This window comes from Mycobacterium sp. NBC_00419 (assembly GCF_036023875.1).
Lineage (GTDB): Bacteria > Actinomycetota > Actinomycetes > Mycobacteriales > Mycobacteriaceae > Mycobacterium.
This window is the reverse complement of the sequence record NZ_CP107931.1, coordinates 1076212-1095230: the sequence shown is the minus strand read 5'-3', so window position 1 is coordinate 1095230 and position 19019 is coordinate 1076212. Positions and strand designations below refer to the sequence as shown.

The following is a 19019-nucleotide window of genomic DNA, read 5'->3' as shown; positions in this document are numbered from 1 at the left end:
CCGACGGCCAGCGCTCAGCGAGCGCCCGTACGCTGGCTGGATGCTTGGTCCAGGGAGGAGTTCGGACATGTGTAGGTGGCATGGCGTCTGACGTGAACCGCAAGGGTGCGGCGGTGGACGGAGACGACGGCGTCTCCGAGGTGATGGCTCAGCTGGCGGAGGCCGAGGCGGCCGAGGCGCAGGCGCGTGCCGAGGCGGCCCGGGCGAAGGCGACTGCCGCGCGGCTGCGCGGAGCATCCGAGGCCGACGACACCGAAATAGACGACACCGAAACAGACAACACGGTCGACGAGGCCGGCCCTGGCCGCCCGTGGTGGTCGCGGCTGCCGTGGCCCAAGATCGTGGCGGGTCTGGTCGTGCTGGGCATCTGTGCCCTGCTGGCGTTATCCGGGCTGATGATCTGGCAGCACCAACGGGTCGAGGCTCAGCGAGCCCATCAGGCCGCGATCGTCACCGCGGCCAAAGACGGTGTGACGGCGTTGCTGTCGATCGACTACACCCACGCCAAAGCCGACGTGCAACGGGTGATCGACTTGTCGACCGGCTCGTTCAAGGACGACTTCACCAAAGGCGCAGAGGATTTCGTCAAGACCGCTGAGCAGTCCAAGGCGGTGACGGTCGGCAAGATCAACGCCGCCGCGTTGGAGGGCGATACCGGTGATTCGGGGGTGGTCCTGCTTGCGGCGTCGTCGCAGGTGACCAATGCCAATGGGGCCAAACAGGATCCGCGGGCGTGGCGGATGAGTGTGACGGTGACACGTGACGGGGACAAACTGAAGATGTCGAATGTGGAGTTCGTGCCATGAGCAGTGACAACGAAGACACCAAGATTGCAGAGTCCGTTGAGGACTCCGTCACAACAGAGTCTGTAGAGGACTCCGATAAGGCCGAGGCGGACGAAACCGACACCGAGGACGCCAAGCCCGAGGACACCGAGGCCGACGTCGCCGAGGAACGCACTCCCGGTGCGCTGGGCCGTGCGGCCGGTGGCCTTCGCAGGCGATGGGTCGCCGCGTTGCTCGCCGCGCTGCTGGTCGTCTCGGCCGGTGCGGCTGGAGGCGTCTACTGGTGGATGTATCGCCCGGATCAGCAGACCGGAGCCAAAGCCCAGCAGCAGGTCACCGAGGCTGCACGCGAGGGCACCGTCGCCCTGCTGTCCTATGCGCCGGACACCCTGGACAAGGACCTGACCAACGCCAAGTCGCACCTCACCGGTGAGTTCCTCAAGTACTACAGCCAGTTCACCGACCAGATCGTGGCGCCGGCCGCCAAACAGAAGGGCGTCAAGACCGAGGCGACCGTCGCGCGCGCGGCCGTCTCGCAGATGGAGCCTGGCAAGGCGGTGGTGCTGGTGTTCGTCAACCAGGTCACCACCAGCAAGGACCGGCCCGACCCCGCGCTGGCCACCAGCAGCGTGATGGTGACCCTGGTCAAGGAACAGGACCGCTGGAAGATCTCGGAGTTCAACCCTGTCTAGGCATCTGGCGCCACGAGGAGTCAATCGATGAGCGTTGCACTGCTGTTGGAGATGGCGGCCTCGGACGCCGACCGCATCGGCGTGGTCTCCGACGATCAGCGGCTGACCGTCGGTGAGTTGAACGCGCTGGCCGACGGCGGAGCCGGAGTCATCGCCGCGTCCGGTGCAGACAGCGTCGTCTACGTGGGTACCGGCGGGGTGATGCTGCCGCTGCTCATCTTCGCCTCGGCGCGCGCCGCCCGACCGTTCACCCCGCTCAACTATCGCCTGTCCGGTGAGGCGCTGGCCGAGCTGATCGACCGGCTCCCGCAGCCGCTGGTGGTGTTCGACGCCGAGTACGCCGACGTGGTGGCCGGTGTGGGTGCCGACGGCATCGAGTCCCAGGAGTTCGTCGCCGCCGCCGCGCAGGCCGAGCCGGTCGCCGAGTTCCCCGACCCCGACGACGTCGCCGTCGTGCTCTTCACCTCGGGTACCACCTCGCGGCCCAAAGCTGTTGAGCTGTCCCACAACAACCTCACCAGCTATGTGACGGGCACCGTCGAGTTCGCCTCGGCCGAACCCGGTGACGCCGCACTGATCTGCGTGCCGCCCTACCACATCGCCGGTGTCGGCGCTGCGCTGTCCAACCTCTACGCCGGCCGAAAGATGGTGTATCTGCGCAAGTTCGACGCCACGGAGTGGATCCGGCTGGCCGTGTCCGAGGCGGTCACCAGCGCGACCGTCGTACCCACCATGCTGGACCGGATCATCAGTGAGCTGGAATCCGACCCCACTCCGTTGCCCGCGTTGCGGACCCTGGCCTACGGCGGATCCAAGGTGGGGCTCCCGCTGGTACGTAAAGCCCTCGAACTGCTGCCCGAGGTCGGCTTCGTCAACGCCTACGGACTGACCGAAACCAGTTCCACCATTGCGGTTCTCACGCCCGACGACCATCGCGCAGCGCATACGGCCGCCGAGGAGTCCGCCCGTAAGCGGCTGGGCTCGGTCGGGCAACCGGTACCGGGCATCGAGGTGCAGATCCGCGCCGAGGACGGCGCCGTCCTGGGCCCCGAGGAAGTGGGCGAGCTGTTCGTGCGCGGCGAGCAGGTCTCGGGCAAGTACGCCGAAATCGGCTCGGTGCTCGACGAACAGGGCTGGTTTCCCACCAAGGACGTCGCCTACCTCGATGCGCAGGGATACCTCTTCATCGGCGGACGCTCCGATGACACCATCATTCGCGGCGGGGAGAACATCGCCCCCGCCGAAGTCGAGGACGTCCTCGTCGAGCATCCCCACGTCCACGACGTCGCCGTCGTCGGTGTCGAGGACGCCGAATGGGGCCAGATCATGGTTGCCGTCGTGGTCCCCGTCTCGGACATCGCGCCCGACCCCGAGGAGTTGCGCGCCCACGTGCGTGCGCACCTGCGGGGCTCGCGCACCCCGGACCGGGTGGTGTTCCGCCACGAACTGCCCACCACTCCGACCGGCAAGGTGCTGCGCCGGCAACTGGCCGACGAACTCAAAACGCCCACTACCTAGATCTCAGGGAGGACCACCATGATCAAGACGGGTACCCGGCTGCAAAGCCAGGTCTGTGACACCCAGGTCATCGTCGTGCGCTCGTCGGACAGTCTTGACGACCTGCGGGCCGGCGGGGTGGCGATGATCCCGCTCGACGCCGAGAAGGCCGCCGACGCCAGCCTGGACCCGAACTTCGCCGGCGGAGCGGTCATGGGGAAGCGCTACGTCGACGACAGCGGCGCCGAAGTGCTGGTCACCAAGGCCGGCGCGGGCACCCTGTCGGTGGGCACCACGCCACTGGAGCAGAAGACCGCCAAACCCCTTCCGGCCAGCGACTAGCCAGGGCGCCATGAGTGCCGCGGCAGACAACCAGCAGCACACGCTGGTACTCGCCATGGACTACCGGGTGCCGGACCCGGGCAAGGTATGGCCGGTGCTGCAGCGCAGTCAGGCCGAGCTGGCGACACTCGGCGCGCACTACGTTCTCGTCTACACCTCCACGCGTGATCCCGGCCGCGTCATGGTCACCATCTCGTTGCGCAGCAGGGAACCGATCCTCGAGGTACTGCGGTCCGGACTGTTCCTGAGCTGGTTCGACTCCGTGGGCTTGCAGGACATCCCCGCCATCTTCGCCGGTGACACCGTCGAGAAGATCGCCGTCGGCGGCGCCGACCCCGACGCCACCCCGGGGGTCATCATGTCCACGATCACCCGCGTCGACGATGTGCCGTTGCTGATTTCACGCATCCACGAGGCACTTCCTCGATTCGCCCACGCGGGCATCCGCAATCTGCGGGTGTTCGGGGCCTTCGACGACGAGCACGAGGTGATGATCCTGCAGGAGATCGACACCGAGCAGGACGCCAGCCGCTGGATCGACCACCCGGATTCGGTTGCCGAATGGATGGCAGGTGCGGGTGTCGGCGCCTACCCGCCGATCTTCGTCGGTCGGCTGCAACACATGCTGCACATCGACGAGAACGCCTGAGCGCCAGCGATGTTCGTCTGTCTGTGCAACGGCGTCACCAGCCAGACGGTGGCCGAGGCCGTCGCGGCGGGGGCGACCACCACAAAACAGGTGGCCAAGGCGTGTGGCGCCGGAACGGAATGTGGACGCTGCAAACACACCGTTCGCGCCATCATCGACGCCGCTGGGCCGCCGGAGCCCAAGCGCCGCAGGGGCTTCCTACACCGAGGATGACGATGGACCTTCAACGGATCAGCGACGAACTGGAGATCGCGTCGGTGCTACACCGCTACGCCCGCGCCGTTGACGGCAAGGACTGGGACCTGTGGCGTTCGCTGTTCACCGAGGACGCACACATCGACTACAGCTCGGTCGGCGGCGCCGTGGGCAACCGCATTGAGGTATCGGAATGGCTCGAGCGCGGCCTGGCCCTGCTGCCCATGACTGCGCACTACATCACCAATATCGAGACCGATGTCGACGGCGATACCGCCACCGTGCGGGCGATGTTCTACAACCCGATGATCCTGCCCGGAGCCACGGCGATCAGCGCGTGTGGCGGCTACTACCACCACGTGATGGTCCGTACCGCAAACGGTTGGCGCAGCAGGCAGATGCGGGAGGAGAACCTGTGGTTCGACAACCCGCCGAGCCCCCAGCTGCGGGCGTCGATCGCCGAATAGCGGCTGCACAAGTCCCCGCAGCAAGGGACTAACGTCTCTGTCCCCGCCGGTGCGATCTGAGCGACTCTGTCAACAGAGATCGACCAGAGAAGGCGGCGAGAACCATGAGCGCGCATTTTCCTGACCCGCAAACGGTTCGTGCCGCACTCAGCCTGGCGACGCGAGCACCTTCGGTGCACAACTCGCAGCCCTGGCATTGGCGCGTGGGACCGCACAGCATGCAGCTCGACGCCGACCCCAGTCGGCATCTACCCAGCGCCGATCCCGACCGCCGCGACATGCTCATCAGCTGTGGCGCGTCGCTGCATCACGCCACGGTGGCCTTGGCCGCGATGGGCTGGCAGGCCAAAGTGCACCGGTTCCCGAATCCGAACGATCGCAATCACGTCGCCTCCCTCGAGCTGCACCGGCAAGTGCCCGGAGAGCTCGACGTCACCCTGGCCGCGGCCATCACCCGGCGGCGCACCGACCGCCGCAACTACGGTTCCTGGCCGGTGCCCGTCGGCGATATCGCTCTGATGGGTGCGCGCGCCGCCCGCGCCGGGGTGATGCTGCGCCAGATCGAACTACTGCCCCAGCTCAACGCGATCGTGGCTGAGTCGGTCGCCAGGCATAACACCGACACCGACTACCTCACCGAGCTCAACGCGTGGAGCGGGCGGCACGGTTCGGTGGCCGGGGTACCTGCCCGCAACGCCCCGGCGGTCGATGCCCGCGCCGCGATTCCCGCGCGGGCCTTCGCCGGACCCGCGCTCAAACAACCGGCGTTGACGTCGCCGGCCGAGGACAACGGCGTGATGGTGGCCCTGGGCACCGAGACCGATGACGACCTGGCGCGGCTGCGCGCCGGGGAGGCCACCAGCCTGGTGCTGCTGTCCGCGACCGCGATGGGCCTGGCGACCTGCCCGGTGACCGAACCGCTCGAGATCCCCGAGACCCGCGACGCGGTGCGGGCCGACGTGTTCGGTACCAGCGGGCACCCGCAGATGCTGTTGCGGCTCGGCTGGGCGGCAATCAATGCCGACCCGCTGCCGGCCACCCCGCGCCGCCCGCTGCCCGACGTGGCCGACTGGCTCAATGACGGTGCGTTCATCGTCGGTGCTGACGTGGTGAGTAAGGCCGGGTAGCGCCGCGGTATGGACACCATCGTTCCCGGTCCCCGCGGGTGGTTCTGGCGGCTGTTCGCCCGCAATGACCTGGTACGCAGAAGTGACCGCATCGAATCGGTGGTGTCGATCCTCGCTGTCGTCGTCGTGCTGCTGGCCCTACCGGTCGCCGGGGCGATCGGCACCGCCGTCCACGCCAGCCGTAGCGCGGTGTACCAGGAGCAGGTACGGACCCGGCACACCGTGGCGGCGAGGGTGCTCGCCGACAGCACCTCGTCGGTTCGGCCCTACGCCGCCTCCTTCGATGTCCACGCCCGCTGGCGCGACCGCGGCCGTGCGCACGAAGGTGTGTTCGGCTTGGATCGCCCTGCCAGTACCGGTGAGCAGCTGACGATCTGGGTCGACGAGGCGGGCGACTATGCCGGTCCGCCGACGCCGCACCGGCGGGCAGTCAGCGATGCCGTGGTAGCCGGTGTCGTCCTGTGGCTGTCGGTGGTGACCGTGGTTGCCGCCCTGACCGGGCTGGTGCGCTTCCGCATCGAGCGGCGCAGGCATGCCCAGTGGGACCGCGAACTGCGCGGCCTGGTCGGTGACGGCGGCGGGCGCACCAGCACCGACCACTGAACTCAGGTGAAGCGCAACGTCGTTCCCGGTGTGAGCGTCTGCACCTGACCGCGGCATTCGATCTCGATCGCGGGATGGTCGGCGGGGTCGACACTGACCTCGGCGCTTCGGCCGTGGATCGTCAGGTGCAGTCGGTAACCGCGGTAGAAGATCGGTAGACGAAGCGCGCCAAGGCTTTCCGGCCACATCGGGCTCAGGATCAACCGGTCGGCGCGGGTCTCCAGCCCGGTGAAGCACCGCTGCAGCAGGTCGATGCTTCCGGCCATGGCGGCGACGTGGATTCCTTCGGCCGTGGTACCGCCCTGGATGTCGGCAACATCCGACATCAGCACCTGCTGGAAGTAGCGCATCGCGCGTTCGCGGTCACCGCGGGCCAGCACCCAGGCGTGCACCACACCGCTCAGCGTCGAACCGTGCGAGGTGCGGTGCAGGTAGTAGTCGACCGTCTTGGGAATCTGCTCGGGGGTGAGCCGGTAGCCCATGCGTGCAAACAAGTCCCGCAGTTCGTCGGAGGACAACAGGTAGAACAACATCAGCACGTCGGCCTGCTTGGAGGCGCGGTATCGGTTGACGCTGTCGTTCTGGGCCTCCAGGATGCGGTCGAGCCGCTGGATGTTGCCGTGGCGCTCGCGTAAGCCGTGCCAATCGAGTTCGGCCAGTTGGTCATAGCCCTGGAACTGACTGATGACGCCCTCATGGAACGGGACGTACATCCGCCGGCTGACCTCGTCCCAGCGGTCGAGTTCGCGGCCGTGGATGCCCATGGTCTCCATCAGGTCCAGACGGTCGCGCAGCGGCAGCGCATCCAGAGCATCGAGCGCACGCACGATCACCCATACCGCCATCACGTTGGTGTAGGCGTTGTTGTCGATACCGTCGTAGGGCCGGTCAGGGTAACCGGAATGGAACTCGTCGGGGCCGATCACCCCGCGAATGACGTAGCGGCCCAACGATTCGTCATACTCCGCGCGGCTCACCCAGAATCGGGCGATCTCGGCGAGCATCTCCGCACCGTTCTCGATCAGATACTCCAAGTCACCGGTGACCTGGTAGTACTGCCAGACGTTGAAGGCCACCGCGATACCGATGTGGTGGGCGCGGGCGCTGGCATCGGGATTCCAGTGCCCCGAGTTGGGATTGAGGTGCAGCTTCTGGCTCTCTTCGCGCCCGTCGCTGCCGGACTGCCAGGGGAACATCGCGCCGGCGTACCCGGCCTCCGCGGCGGCTCGACGGGCCTCGGGAAGCCGCCGGTAGCGGTAGCGCAGCAGCGAGCGGGTGATGGCGGGGTAGCGCAGGTTGAGCACCGGGAACACGAACAACTCGTCCCAGAAGATGTGACCGCGGTAGGCCTCGCCGTGCAGGCCACGTGCCGGAAGCCCCGCATCGAGGTCCACGGCCCGGTTGGGCACCGTCTGCAGCAGCTGCAGCAGGTGCAGACGCACTACCCGCATGGCGTCGGGATTGTCGTCGAAGGCGATGTCGAAACGCTCCCACAGGTGCGCCCATTCGCGGACGTGCCCGTCGCGCAGATCGCCGTAGCGGCCCAGCTGGCTCAGCAGCCGCTGCGCCGCTTCGCCCGGTTCGGAGATGGCATGGTCACGGCCGGTGAAGATCGTCGCCATCTTCTCCACGGTCACCGACTCGCCCGGTGACATCGACACCACCATGTCGTGACCGGTACGGCGCTCCTCGTCGATGAAGCGGCTGTCGACCCGCAGTGCCTCCTCGCCGCGCCACACGGTGGTGCGGGCGGCCACCGCGATCGGGATGCGGGACTGCACCGTCTCGCATACCAGCAGCACCGAGTCGGGGGACAGCTCGCGGGTGGTGGTGGCGACGAGATGGTCGTCGGAGAGATCCCGGTAGCGATCCACACCGGAGTTGCGCACATCACCGTCGATCAGGGACAGGAATTCGATTGTGCCTGACCAGTCTTCGGCCCAGACGGTGGTCTCCAGGGCGCAGGCGTGCGGCAAGTGCATGGCGGCGATACGTCGCTGCGCGACCCTACAGGTACGCCCGGCGGGGTCGCGGAACCGGAACTCCCGGTACAGCTCGGCCTGGCGCAGATCCATGTTCTGCCGGTACGACAGCAGGGTGGCCGAGTCGATGTCGAACCAGTCACCGCCATCGATGCGGAACTTCAGCGACAGCCAGTTCGGCAGATTGACCAGGCTCTCGTTCTCGATGCGAACCCCGGACACCTCGTCGGTCAGGCGGTTGTACAGGCCGGCCGAGTAGGTGCCCGGGTAGTGGAATGTGCCGGCGTCGGCCTCGGGCGCGCTGCCCCTGGTGGCGCGATACCCGTTGCCGACGGTGCACAGCGCCTCACGCAACCGCTCCTGCTCGGGGATGTACCCGCCGAAGGTGAATGACCAAGGGCTGGAGAGAATCTGACGGTCGACGTCGCATTGCTCGACCAGTCTCTCGACGAACTCGCGGACGTTCGCCGGGTCGTCGAGGGAGTATCGGGCGGCGGTGCAACGATTTCCGTCCTCGGAGTGACGCACCACGATGCCGATGCCGTCGTGCAGCACCGAGTCGAACGCATCCTCGTCGGTCAGGTCGTCACCGATGTAGATCGGCAGCAGTGGTTCCTGGCCGGCCACCTGGTCGACGATCCACTCCAGCGTCTTGCCCTTGTCCCAGTCCATGTTCGGTCGCAACTCGACGACCTTGCGGCCCGAAGTCACCTTCAGGCCGTGCCGGACACCGGCGCTGTGTACCGCGGCGGTGGCCACCGCCTCGGCGTCGGCGCCGCCGTTGCGGTAGTGCACCGCCACGGCGAACCGCTTGTGCTCCACGAAAACCCCGGTGACGTCCGCCAGTTCGGCCCGCAGTTCGTCGGCGGCACGGGCGAGCAGCGGTGCGGCCGCCGCGGCGGTCCCGTTCTCGCGGTGCACCCCGTCGGGGCCCACCATCTCGAAGCCGTGACTGCCGGCGTACCACAGGCCCGGGATGCCGATCCGGTCGCGGATGTCGTCGAGCCCGCGCCCGGAGAGCACCGCGACGGGGTACAGCGCGGCCAGCGACTGCAGTGCCTTGTCGGCGCCGGGAACCAGCGTGGCCGCGCCCGGATCGTCGACGATGTCCGACAGGGTGCCGTCGAAGTCGAAGAACAGTGCGGGGCGGCGGGCCGCCACCACACCGGCGATCTGGCCGAAGGACAGCAGCGCGTCGGGCAGTGCCGTCATCCGCCGGTCGATGGCCCGCACCGTGACATCGGCCAGATCACCGATCACCGTGTCGGCGCCGTTGCTCAGCAGATTCTGGGCGGCCTCGCCGCTGCGGTCGACGCCGATCACGAGCCCGAACCCGCCAGCGCGCCCCGCCGCCACCCCGGCCTCGGCGTCCTCGACGACCACGCACCGCCCAGGCCTGGCGCCCAGCCGGCGGGCGGTCTCCAGCAGCATGGCCGGGTCGGGCTTGCCCGGTAGTCCCAGCCGCTCGGCGGTGATGCCGTCGACCCGGACCGCGAAATAGCTTCCGATGCCGGCGGCCTCCAGCACTCGCTCGCAGTTGCGGCTCGCCGAGTACACCGCCGTGCCCACCCCGAGTTCATCGAGGCGGCGCACCAGTGCCACCGTGGACTCGAATGTCGGAACGCCGTCGGCGATGCGGTCGAGGTAGAGCTTCTGCTTGCGATTGCCCAGCCCGCAGATGGTGTCGTCGCCCTCGTCGGCCGGTGAGCCCCAGGGCAACGTGATCGAGCGAGAAGCCAGAAAGTCCCGCACCCCGTCGTAACGCGGCTTACCGTCGATCCAGTGCCGATAATCGGTGGGGGTGAAGTCGTAGTCGCTGAAGAGTTCGGCCCAGGCTTGTTCATGCAGCGACGCCGTGTCGGTGATCACGCCGTCGAGGTCGAACAACACCGCGTCGTGGTAGCGCGGATCTATTGCCACCGGCAGGCCGATGTCCGCACTGTCGATGCCCATGGTTGCGACCCTGCCACACCCGCGCCCGTGCGATCAGGGCCTTGTGACCATCCGGTAGGGGACCAAGGCCTCATGATCACGGGGACCGGTAGATCTAGCGTCGTAGACAGTGCAGAAGAAGGAGAATGAAATGTCAACTCCGACAACTCATCGCGGAATTCTCGTCGGCGTCGACGGATCTCCGGAGTCCAAGGTCGCCGTGGATTGGGCCGCCCGCGACGCGGCGATGCACCGTGCGCCACTGAAATTGGTCCACATCCTCAACCCACCGGTGGTGATGACCTTCCCCGAGGTTCCGTTGCCGCCGGGATATCTGCAGTGGCAGGAGGAGTCCGGTCAGGAGATCCTCGACGCCGCGGTCAGGACGGCCGCCGAGGCCACCCGAGACCACCCGATCGAGATCACCAGCGAGATGGTGGCAGGCCCCACCGTGCCGACCCTGGTCGAGCAGACCAAGGACGTCGGGCTGGTGGTCGTCGGCTGCCGCGGCCGTGGCGCGCTGGCCCGCAGCCTGCTCGGCTCGGTCAGCACCGGACTGGCCCACCATGCGCACTGCCCGGTGGCGGTCATCCACGACGAGGACCCACTGATGTCCCACCCGTCGAAGGCGCCCGTGGTGGTGGGAATCGACGGATCGCCCGCCTCCGAGCTGGCCACCTCAATTGCGTTCGAGGAGGCCAGTTTCCGCGGAGTCGACGTGCTGGCCGTACACGCCTGGAGCGACACCGGTGTCTTCGAGTTCCCGGGGGTGGACTGGTCGACCATGCAGGCGCTCGGTGAGGAAACCCTCAGTGAGCGGCTGGCCGGATGGCAGGAGCGTTATCCCGACGTGCCGGTGCGCCGGGTCGTCGTCGCCGACCGGCCCGCACGACAGCTCATCGAGCAGTCCGAATCCGCGCAACTGGTGGTCGTCGGCAGCCACGGCCGCGGCGGGTTCGCGGGAATGCTGCTGGGTTCGGTCAGCACCGCGGTACTGCACGGCGTCCGGATGCCGGTGATCATCGCGCGCAGTTCCTAGCGGGCTCAGGGCAGCGGTGCGCTCCAGCGCAGCACCGTGCCGCCGTCCGGACCGGCACCGACGCTGAACTCGCCGCCGACATCGGCGGCCCGTCGCCGCAGATTCGTCAGCCCACTGGCGGTGACGTCGGCAGGCATGCCGCACCCGTCGTCGACCACCTCGATCTGCAACTCGTCCTCGACGCGCACCGTGACCGCCAGGGTCCGCGCGCCGGAGTGGCGTACCGCGTTGCTGACCGCCTCGCGGACCACCGCTTCGGCGTGGTCGGCCAGCTCGGCCTCGACCACCGACAGCGGGCCGACGTACTGCACCGTCGTTCGCGGTCCCGTGCCGGCGAACGCCCCGATCGCCTCGTCGAGGCGCTGGCGGAGCCGGGTCGTCCCCACCGCGCCGCCGTGCAGGTCGAAGATCGCCGTGCGGATCTCCTGGATCACGCCCTGCAATTCGTCGACGGCGTCGGTCAGCCGGTGTCGCACCTCAGCCGAGTTCGCGCGCGGAATGGTGCCCTGCATCGTCAGCCCGAGCGCGAACAACCGCTGGATGACGTGGTCGTGCAGGTCGCGGGCGATGCGGTCACGATCGGAGAGCACGTCGAGTTCGCGCAGGTGTCGCTGTGTGCTGGCCAGCTGCCAGGCCAGCGTGGCCTGATCGGCGAACGCCGCCATCATGTCGCGCTGCTCGTCGGTGAACCGCCGTGCGCCGCGGCGGCGCAGGATCACCAGAACGCCGGCCACGGTCTCGGTGGTGCGCAGCGGCAGCACGAGAGCCGGGCCCGCTTCCGGCATGACGGAAAGCGCGTCGTCGAAGGCATCGAGGTGGCGGGCAGCGCGTCCGGCGAAGGCGGCGCCGATCACGGTGCCGGCCAACGGGATTGGGTCGGCGCGCCCCGCGGGGACCACTGCCCCGGCGGTCTCGACGATGAGGAGTTCGGTGACCATCGAGATCGGCAGCTCGCTGTCGGCGGGGACGGCGACCAGAACCGCGTCGGCTGCGGTCAATTCGAGCGCCTGGTCGGCGATCAGCCGGAACACCTGCGCCGGGTCGGCGCCGCCCAGGAGTTGGGTGCCGATATCTCGGGTCGCCTCGATCCAGGACTGGCGCACCCGGGACTCCTCGTAGAGCCGGGCATTCGAGATCGCAATGCCCGCCGCGGCGGCCAGCGCCTCGACCAGAACCTCGTCGTCCTCGCTGAACGGCTGCCCGTCGGCCTTCTCGGTCAGATAAAGATTGCCGAACACCTCGTCGCGAATGCGCACCGGCACGCCCAGGAAGGTCCGCATCGGCGGGTGGTTCGGCGGAAAGCCGACCGAGGCCGGGTGCTGAAGGATGTTGTCCAGCCGAATGGGCTTGGGCTCGTCGATGAGATGGCCCAGTACGCCACGGCCCTCGGGCAGCGGGCCGATCCTCTTGCGGGTCTGCGCGTCGATGCCGTCGTAGATGAACTCCACCAGCTCGTGGTCCTGACCGCGGACGCCGAGAGCGCCATAGCGGGCATCGACCAAGTCGATCGCGGTCTCCACGATGGTTTTCAAGGTGAGGTCGAGCTCGAGGCCGGAGGTCACCATCAGCATGGCTTCGACGAGTCCGTCGAGCCGGTCGCGGCCCCGGACGATCTGCTCGACCCGGTCCTGGACCTCGACCAGCAGCTCTCGAAGCCGCAGCTGGGACAGGGTGTCACGCACCGGCGGTGTAGCCGTGCGATCCCCCTCCGAGCCGACATTGTCGGTCACAACAACTATCGTGCCAGATTGTTACTGGCGGGTTCAGTCTTCGGTGTGATGGCCTTGGTCGAGCTTGGAGACGAACACCGCGGCCTGTGTGCGCCGCTCCATTCCCAGCTTGGCCAGCAGCCGCGACACATAGTTCTTGACGGTCTTCTCGGCGAGGAACATCCGGGCGGCGATCTGCTTGTTGGTCAGGCCCTCACCGAGCAGGCCCAGCAGCACCCGCTCCTGTTCGGTCAGCCCGGACAGCGGGTCGGAGCGTTCGGCCGCACCGCGCAGCTTGGCCATCAGCGCGGCGGCCGCGCGGTTGTCCAGCAGCGAACGTCCGGCCCCGACGTCCTTGATCGCCTTGGCCAACTCCATACCTTTGATGTCCTTGACCACATAGCCGCTGGCCCCGGCCAGGATGGCATCGAGCATCGCCTCGTCGGAGGTGAAGGACGTCAGCATCAGGCAGCGCAGGTCGGGCATCTTGGACAGCAGGTCACGGCACAGTTCGATGCCGTTGCCGTCGGGCAGTCGCACGTCGAGTACGGCCACGTCGGGTCGCAGTGCCGGGATCTGGGCCAGCGCCTGCGACACCGAACCGGCCTCGCCGATGACGTCCAGTTCAGGGTCGGCGCCGAGCAGGTCGATCAGACCACGGCGGACCACTTCGTGGTCGTCGACGAGAAACACCTTGACCATGGTGTGCCTTCCGGATCGGCAACAGGGCGCGGCACCGGTGCCGCACCCCCTACGGCAACGATATCCGCAGATAGGCCCGGATTGTCACAACAAGCGTTGCCGATCGGCGACCAGTACCGAGCAATCGGTGTTGTGCAGGGCCGCCGAGCCCGTCGGGCCGAGCAGTTCCTCGATGCTCTCCGCATTGCGGGCACCGACCACCACAAGCTGAATGTCGGGGCCGTGCTTGGCCAGATAGTTCAGCACGCTGCCGTGCACGGCCACCGGCTTGACGTCCAGATCGGGGTAGCGATGCTTCCAGCGGGAGATCCGCCGGTCCAGTTGGGCGCGCACCATCCGATTGCCGTCGGCCACCGCGTGGGTGTCGTGCACGTCGGTGTAGCGCGACTGCCACGAGCCGAGCACCCGCAGTGCGGCGCCGCGCAGCCGTGCCTCCTCCACAGCGCACGCCAGCACCGCCGCACTGTCCGGTGATTCGTCGAGGTCGACGACGACCCAGCCGGGCTTTTCCGGTGCGGTGCGGTCGGAGCCGCGGACGATGGCCACGGGGCAATGTGCGGAGCTGACCAGCGAGACCGCGGTCGAACCGATCCGGTTGTGGTCGAAGTGTTTGATCCCGACCGCCCCCACGCAGATCATCGCCGCCGCCCTGGAGGCCTCGACCAGGGTGGCCGTCGGCCCGCCGTGCAAGATCTCGACCTCGATCTTGACCGGCCGCTCGGTGGCCTCGATCGCGTTGGCCGTGTGCTGTGCCGCTGATTGCGCGCCGGCAAGCAGGCGGGCGTCCTCGTCCGCGTCACCGTCGTGGGGGCTGATCACCGCGATCAAACGCAGTGGGATGTCACGGCTGACGGCCTCGTCGACGGCCCACAGTGCGGCCCGCACCGCTCCTCGCGATCCGTCGACGCCGACGACGACCGACGGGGCTGTAATGGCTTCGGGCATTTCTTGGGACTCCCCCCAGGGGTGGGACATCTATTGTGCCGACGTTATCGCTGTCGTGTGCCCACTCTGAGGGCAGAAAGTCCTCGGATTTCGCCTCGAACGTAACCTCACCCGCCGCTCAGCCGCTGACCAGTTCGATGTCGACGGGGTCGTCGCTCTGCTCGAACAGCCGCTCGGTGTCTTCCCGGGTGCACGGCGCCGTACCGGGAGTGAGCAGCATCGCGGCTCCGGCGGCGTTGCCGAGCCGGATCGCCTTGGTCAGTGGCCAGCCCCGGGTGAGCCCGACGGCGACCCCGGCCACCATCGCGTCACCGGCGCCGACGCCGCTGCCCGCAGGCACCTCGACCGGGGCGAACCGCTGCCCGCCGTGGCGCGTGGCCAGCAATGCGCCCTGGGCGCCGAGGGACACCAGCACATACTCGGCGCAGCCCTGCTCGATCAGTCCGCGGGCCGCCGCGAGCTGCTCGGCTTCGTCGGCCAATGCTCGCCCGACACACTCGCGCAGTTCGCGCAGGCTCGGCTTGAGCAGGAACACCCCGGACTTGACGTGGGTGAGCCCGCCGCCGGACGTGTCGAGGATGAACACCGCCCCGATGTCGGCGCACACGTTGGCCACCTGTTGGTAGAAGTCGGGCGGCACCCCGGGTGGCAGGCTGCCGCTGGCCACGACGATCGACGCCGATGCCGCCGCGCGGCGCACCCGCAGCAGGCATTCGGTCTGCTCGGCCAGAGTCAGCTCAGGCCCGGGCAGCACGAACCGGTACTGCTTGTCGGTGGATCGCTCGTTGACGGTGATGCTCTCCCGGGTCGACCCACCGATCGGGATCCGATGCACGGAGAGCCCCTCGGCAACCAGCAACCGGTCCACCATCTCGCCGGCCGGGCCGCCTGCGGGGAAGATCGCCGTGGTCGATGCGCCGAGCACATCGGCGACATGGGCGACGTTGATGCCACCCCCGCCCGGGTCGTAACGGGCGGCCGCGCAACGCAGTTTGTCGGTCGAGTGCACCACGTCGGTACTTGTGGTGATGTCGAGCGCCGGATTCATCGTCAGTGTGACGATGCGATGTCCGGTGACGGCAGGTTCGTTCAACGACAACCCTTTCGGCTCACAGACCGCTCGGATATGTCTCCGGGGTCTCCCCGGAGATCCAGATGCTGGTCGGTTCGAGTGGTTCCAGTGCACGTGTGTGGTCGATGTGGATCATGGCGTCGAATTGGTCCGACGGGCGGACGTGGAAGTAATGACTCTGACGTTCGGTCTCCGGCAGATAGATCACCCCGATCGCGCGGGCGAGGCGGACCGTGTCCAGTGCCGCGGCGGCAGGGGAGCGGTCGTGCATCGGCAGGACGAACGACGGCCGCTGCGCCTCATGAAGGAGTTCTTCGATACTTCCGGCCAGCGCCGGGCGCACCACCTTGCGCTCGGCGATACCGCCCCAGTCGCCGGCGGCGGTGACCGTACCGCTGTAGGTGGACAACCCGATCAGGCGGCAGTCCTTACCGTAGTGCTCTCGGGCCAACTGGCCGACCGTCAGCTGGCCGTCTGCGGAGACCTCGGTGGCGCGGGCGTCGCCGACGTGAGAGTTGTGCGCCCACACCACGATCCGGGCCGGTTGTCCTGCGCCGTGCGCGTCGAGATGGGCCAGCAGTGCGTTGAGGGTCTGGCTCATGTGCTTGTCGCGCAGGTTCCACGACGTGACCCGGCCGCCGAACATGCCGCGGTAGTAGGCCTCGGCGTTGCGGACGGTCTGCGCGTTCTGCTGTGCGTAGAACAGCTCGTCTTGCGCCAGCGGCCCGTCGGAACTGAGGTATTCCACGGTGTTTCGCTGTAGTTCCACCAACTGCTCGACAGCCTGTCGTTCGCAGTTCGGTCCGGCCCCGAAGGCCGCGGCATAACCGTAGGCCTGGCCGTCATTGCCCGAGGAGTGGTCGAAGCAGGCATACCGGGTCCTGGCCCGCTCGGCGGCCTTCGGGTCGACGGTGTCGAGGTAGGCGATGACCTCCTGCATCGAGCGGTGCAGGCTGTAGAGGTCCAGCCCGTAGAAGCCGGTCTGGCGCCTGTCGTCGGCGGCGCACCGGCCGTTGTGCCAGCGCAGCCATCCGACGAAGTCGCGTACCACGGTGTTGCGCCACATCCAGGCCGGGAAGCGCTGGAAGCCCCGCAACGCCTCCTCGGGCGTCCGGTCCTCGCCCAGGCCGCGGACATAACGGTTGACCCGGTAGGCGTCCGGCCAATCCGCCTCGGCGGCAACGGCATTGAAGCCCTTCTCGGCGATCAGCCACTTGGTGATCTCGGCGCGGGCCTCATAGAACTCGTGGGTACCGTGTGAACTCTCGCCGATCAGCACCACCCGGGCGTCACCGATCAGGTCGTCGAGCACGTCGGCCGGCGGCACACCGCCCGGTGCGTCGATCGCGGCGTGGGCCACCAGCTCGGCCGGACTCGGCGCGGCCAGCGGCATCGCGACGCCCGTCGTGGGGCGCGACAGCAGGTCGCGGACCTCGTCGTCGGAGACCTGGGTGAAGTCCCAGAACGACTCACCGACGGCCAGAAACGGTGTCGGCATCGACGCGCACACCATGTCGTCGACGATGCCGGCGAACTCCCGGCAGGTGGACTCCGGTGCGGCGGGCACCGCGACGACGATCTCGGCGGGCTCGGACTCGCGCAGCGCCTGCACCGCGGCCAGCATGCTCGACCCGGTGGCCAGACCGTCGTCGACGAGGATGACCGTCTTGCCGGCGACCTGTATCGGTGGCCGGCCCTGCCGGTACGCCGCTTCACGGCGGGTCAGTTCGCGGCCCTCGCGTTCGGCGATCTCGCGTAACTGCTCCGGGCTGACCTGCAGGCCCCGCAGCACGTCGTCGTTGACGACCACGCGACCGCCACTGGCCAGCGCTCCGACGGCGAACTCCTCGTGCCCGGGTGCGCCGAGCTTGCGCACGATGAACGCATCCAGCGGTACGCCCAGCGAACGGGCCACTTCGTAGGCGACCGGAACACCGCCGCGGGCCAAGCCGAGCACCACCACATCCGGACGGCCCCGGTAGGCCTGCAGCAATCCAGCCAGCACCTGACCGGCCTCATGCCGGTCCTTGAACACCCGCCGCGGTCGGTGGCGGCGGATTCCCGTGGACCGTGTCATATCGCCCCCTTGCTACCCCTCGATCCGACCACCTGCGATCACTGGCCGGTAGGGACCGAAGTCCTCGGTTGAGGGCTGGCTAGCCGCGGACCTCGAGCACGTCGGCCAGCGGACGGCGCGGTGTGGCCGGCGGTACCGAGGCGATCGAGGGCACCAGTCCCACCCGGATCAGCAGCTGCGGGTCGTAGCCGCCACCGATGAGGGCGCGGATGATGCTGCGGCTGGCATCGAGTTCGGTCATGTGGCTCAACGTGCATGTGGCCAGCCCGGCCAGGGTGGCTTCCAAGAGGACGTCGGAGAGCACCTCGCCACAGCCCAGCGCGTCGCGGCGGGTGTCGCCGTATGTCGACAGCACCAGGATGGTGGATCGGTCGTGGTCGACTTCCGGCCTGCGGTCGGGATGCTCGCCCGCGGGGAACACGCGGGCAATGTCGACGCGATCCCGCTCGGACGCCGACACTAACGTGCTGTAGGGCACTCCGTCGGATACTTCGTAAGGTGCTGTCCACCATTGCAATTCGGCGTGATAGCTACTGTCGTAGCGGCGCAGCGACTCGGTCAGCCGGGACGCCTCGGCTAAATCGGCGCGCGCGGCTGCCGGAAGGACATGCAGCACCGCCTTGTCGGAATCGATGGTGCTGCGCAGCACTGGTTCGAAAGCTGCCCAGTTCGGCGGCGGCGCGAACGGCAGCCGGTCGGTGTGCCGGTCGAGGATCGCATCGGCACGGGCCCGGTGGGCATCGGTGACGAGTTCGGCCGCGGCAAAGGAGACGGTGGCCAGGTGGTCGAGGTCGTTGGGGTTCGGGAACCGGTCGACCACGGCGATGGCACCGACGGCCGCGGCGGCCACCCGCAGGTGGTCCAGGACCGCACCGCAGCTGATGATGGCCTCCCGGCCCGAGACATCGGTGGCGTGCGGTACCCGGTGCGGCTCGACGAACAACCTGAGTTCGGGGCCCTCGGCCACCCAGTGCCACGGTTGGCTGTTGTGCACCGAGGGCGCACGGCACGCCAACCCCACCACGTTCGCCACTACCTGGGGATCGAGCGCTGATCTCGCCACGGCCAACACCGCCTTCTGTTCTCCTCTCAACGATAGGTCGCTGCTGTCCTCGCGAAAGGGGCCCTAAGTCATCGGTTTTGCGGGCCGAGCGGCGAGGGTCTTTGGACTCTGGGCGGATCGGGCCGCTCGGGTGAGGATCGT

At 68.1% G+C, this 19019-nt stretch carries 17 protein-coding genes; 10 read left to right on the top strand and 7 right to left on the bottom strand.

The genetic code is table 11. The features are described from left to right. Window positions 1-80: 80 nt before the first annotated feature. The 9 genes from OG976_RS05080 to OG976_RS05040 all read left to right on the top strand — a co-directional run bounded on the left by OG976_RS05080 (window position 81) and on the right by OG976_RS05040 (window position 6357). Window positions 81-806, top strand: coding sequence for a hypothetical protein (locus OG976_RS05080; RefSeq protein ID WP_328358760.1), 726 nt, complete (start codon window positions 81-83; stop codon window positions 804-806). Window positions 807-829: 23 nt separating this feature from the next. After that, window positions 830-1477 (top strand): twin-arginine translocation pathway signal, encoded by a 648-nt coding sequence (locus tag OG976_RS05075; RefSeq protein WP_328363169.1) that lies wholly within the window; start codon window positions 830-832, stop codon window positions 1475-1477. A gap of 27 nt (window positions 1478-1504) precedes the next feature. After that, window positions 1505-2995, top strand: a complete 1491-nt coding sequence (locus OG976_RS05070) for a class I adenylate-forming enzyme family protein (protein WP_328358757.1) — start codon at window positions 1505-1507, stop codon at window positions 2993-2995. Window positions 2996-3013: 18 nt separating this feature from the next. Further along, entirely contained in the window at window positions 3014-3316 is a 303-nt protein-coding gene (locus OG976_RS05065) for a hypothetical protein (RefSeq protein WP_328358755.1), read from the top strand. A gap of 10 nt (window positions 3317-3326) precedes the next feature. Continuing rightward, complete coding sequence (locus OG976_RS05060; RefSeq protein ID WP_328358752.1) at window positions 3327-3965, top strand: fatty-acid--CoA ligase; 639 nt, start codon at window positions 3327-3329, stop codon at window positions 3963-3965. Window positions 3966-3974: 9 nt separating this feature from the next. Next, window positions 3975-4178 carry a (2Fe-2S)-binding protein gene (locus tag OG976_RS05055; protein WP_328358749.1) on the top strand — a complete coding sequence of 68 codons (204 nt, stop codon included), beginning with the start codon at window positions 3975-3977 and terminating at the stop codon, window positions 4176-4178. Window positions 4179-4180: 2 nt separating this feature from the next. Next, the gene (locus OG976_RS05050) at window positions 4181-4627 is read left to right on the top strand and encodes a nuclear transport factor 2 family protein (RefSeq protein WP_328358746.1); all 447 of its coding nucleotides are present in this window, start codon (window positions 4181-4183) and stop codon (window positions 4625-4627) included. Window positions 4628-4731: 104 nt separating this feature from the next. After that, window positions 4732-5754: an Acg family FMN-binding oxidoreductase gene (locus tag OG976_RS05045; RefSeq protein ID WP_328358743.1), complete on the top strand. Its 1023-nt coding sequence runs from the start codon at window positions 4732-4734 to the stop codon at window positions 5752-5754. Window positions 5755-5763: 9 nt separating this feature from the next. Beyond that, entirely contained in the window at window positions 5764-6357 is a 594-nt protein-coding gene (locus OG976_RS05040; RefSeq protein WP_328358740.1) for an Rv1733c family protein, read from the top strand. Between the two features lie 2 nt (window positions 6358-6359). Here the strand turns inward: OG976_RS05040 and otsB are convergent, their stop codons facing one another. Continuing rightward, window positions 6360-10292 (bottom strand): trehalose-phosphatase, encoded by a 3933-nt coding sequence (otsB, locus tag OG976_RS05035; RefSeq protein WP_328358737.1) that lies wholly within the window; start codon window positions 10290-10292, stop codon window positions 6360-6362. 130 nt (window positions 10293-10422) lie between these two features. Here otsB and OG976_RS05030 point away from each other — a divergent pair, with 130 nt between their 5' ends. After that, a complete protein-coding gene (locus OG976_RS05030; protein ID WP_328358734.1) occupies window positions 10423-11310 on the top strand; it encodes a universal stress protein in 888 nt (295 codons plus the stop codon). A 5-nt stretch (window positions 11311-11315) separates the two neighbouring features. Here OG976_RS05030 and OG976_RS05025 read toward each other — a convergent pair whose 3' ends face one another. The 6 genes from OG976_RS05025 to OG976_RS05000 all read right to left on the bottom strand — a co-directional run bounded on the left by OG976_RS05025 (window position 11316) and on the right by OG976_RS05000 (window position 18878). Next, window positions 11316-13040 carry a GAF domain-containing sensor histidine kinase gene (locus OG976_RS05025; protein WP_328358731.1) on the bottom strand — a complete coding sequence of 575 codons (1725 nt, stop codon included), beginning with the start codon at window positions 13038-13040 and terminating at the stop codon, window positions 11316-11318. A 33-nt stretch (window positions 13041-13073) separates the two neighbouring features. After that, window positions 13074-13721: a hypoxia response regulator transcription factor DosR/DevR gene (gene dosR / locus OG976_RS05020; RefSeq protein WP_328358728.1), complete on the bottom strand. Its 648-nt coding sequence runs from the start codon at window positions 13719-13721 to the stop codon at window positions 13074-13076. Window positions 13722-13805: 84 nt separating this feature from the next. Further along, window positions 13806-14666, bottom strand: a complete 861-nt coding sequence (locus OG976_RS05015) for a universal stress protein (RefSeq protein ID WP_328358725.1) — start codon at window positions 14664-14666, stop codon at window positions 13806-13808. A gap of 118 nt (window positions 14667-14784) precedes the next feature. Further along, window positions 14785-15759 carry a 1-phosphofructokinase family hexose kinase gene (locus tag OG976_RS05010; protein ID WP_328358722.1) on the bottom strand — a complete coding sequence of 325 codons (975 nt, stop codon included), beginning with the start codon at window positions 15757-15759 and terminating at the stop codon, window positions 14785-14787. A 16-nt stretch (window positions 15760-15775) separates the two neighbouring features. After that, window positions 15776-17815, bottom strand: a complete 2040-nt coding sequence (locus OG976_RS05005) for an erythromycin esterase family protein (RefSeq protein WP_328358719.1) — start codon at window positions 17813-17815, stop codon at window positions 15776-15778. Between the two features lie 79 nt (window positions 17816-17894). After that, entirely contained in the window at window positions 17895-18878 is a 984-nt protein-coding gene (locus OG976_RS05000) for an Acg family FMN-binding oxidoreductase (RefSeq protein WP_328358716.1), read from the bottom strand. Between the last annotated feature and the right edge of the window lie 141 nt (window positions 18879-19019).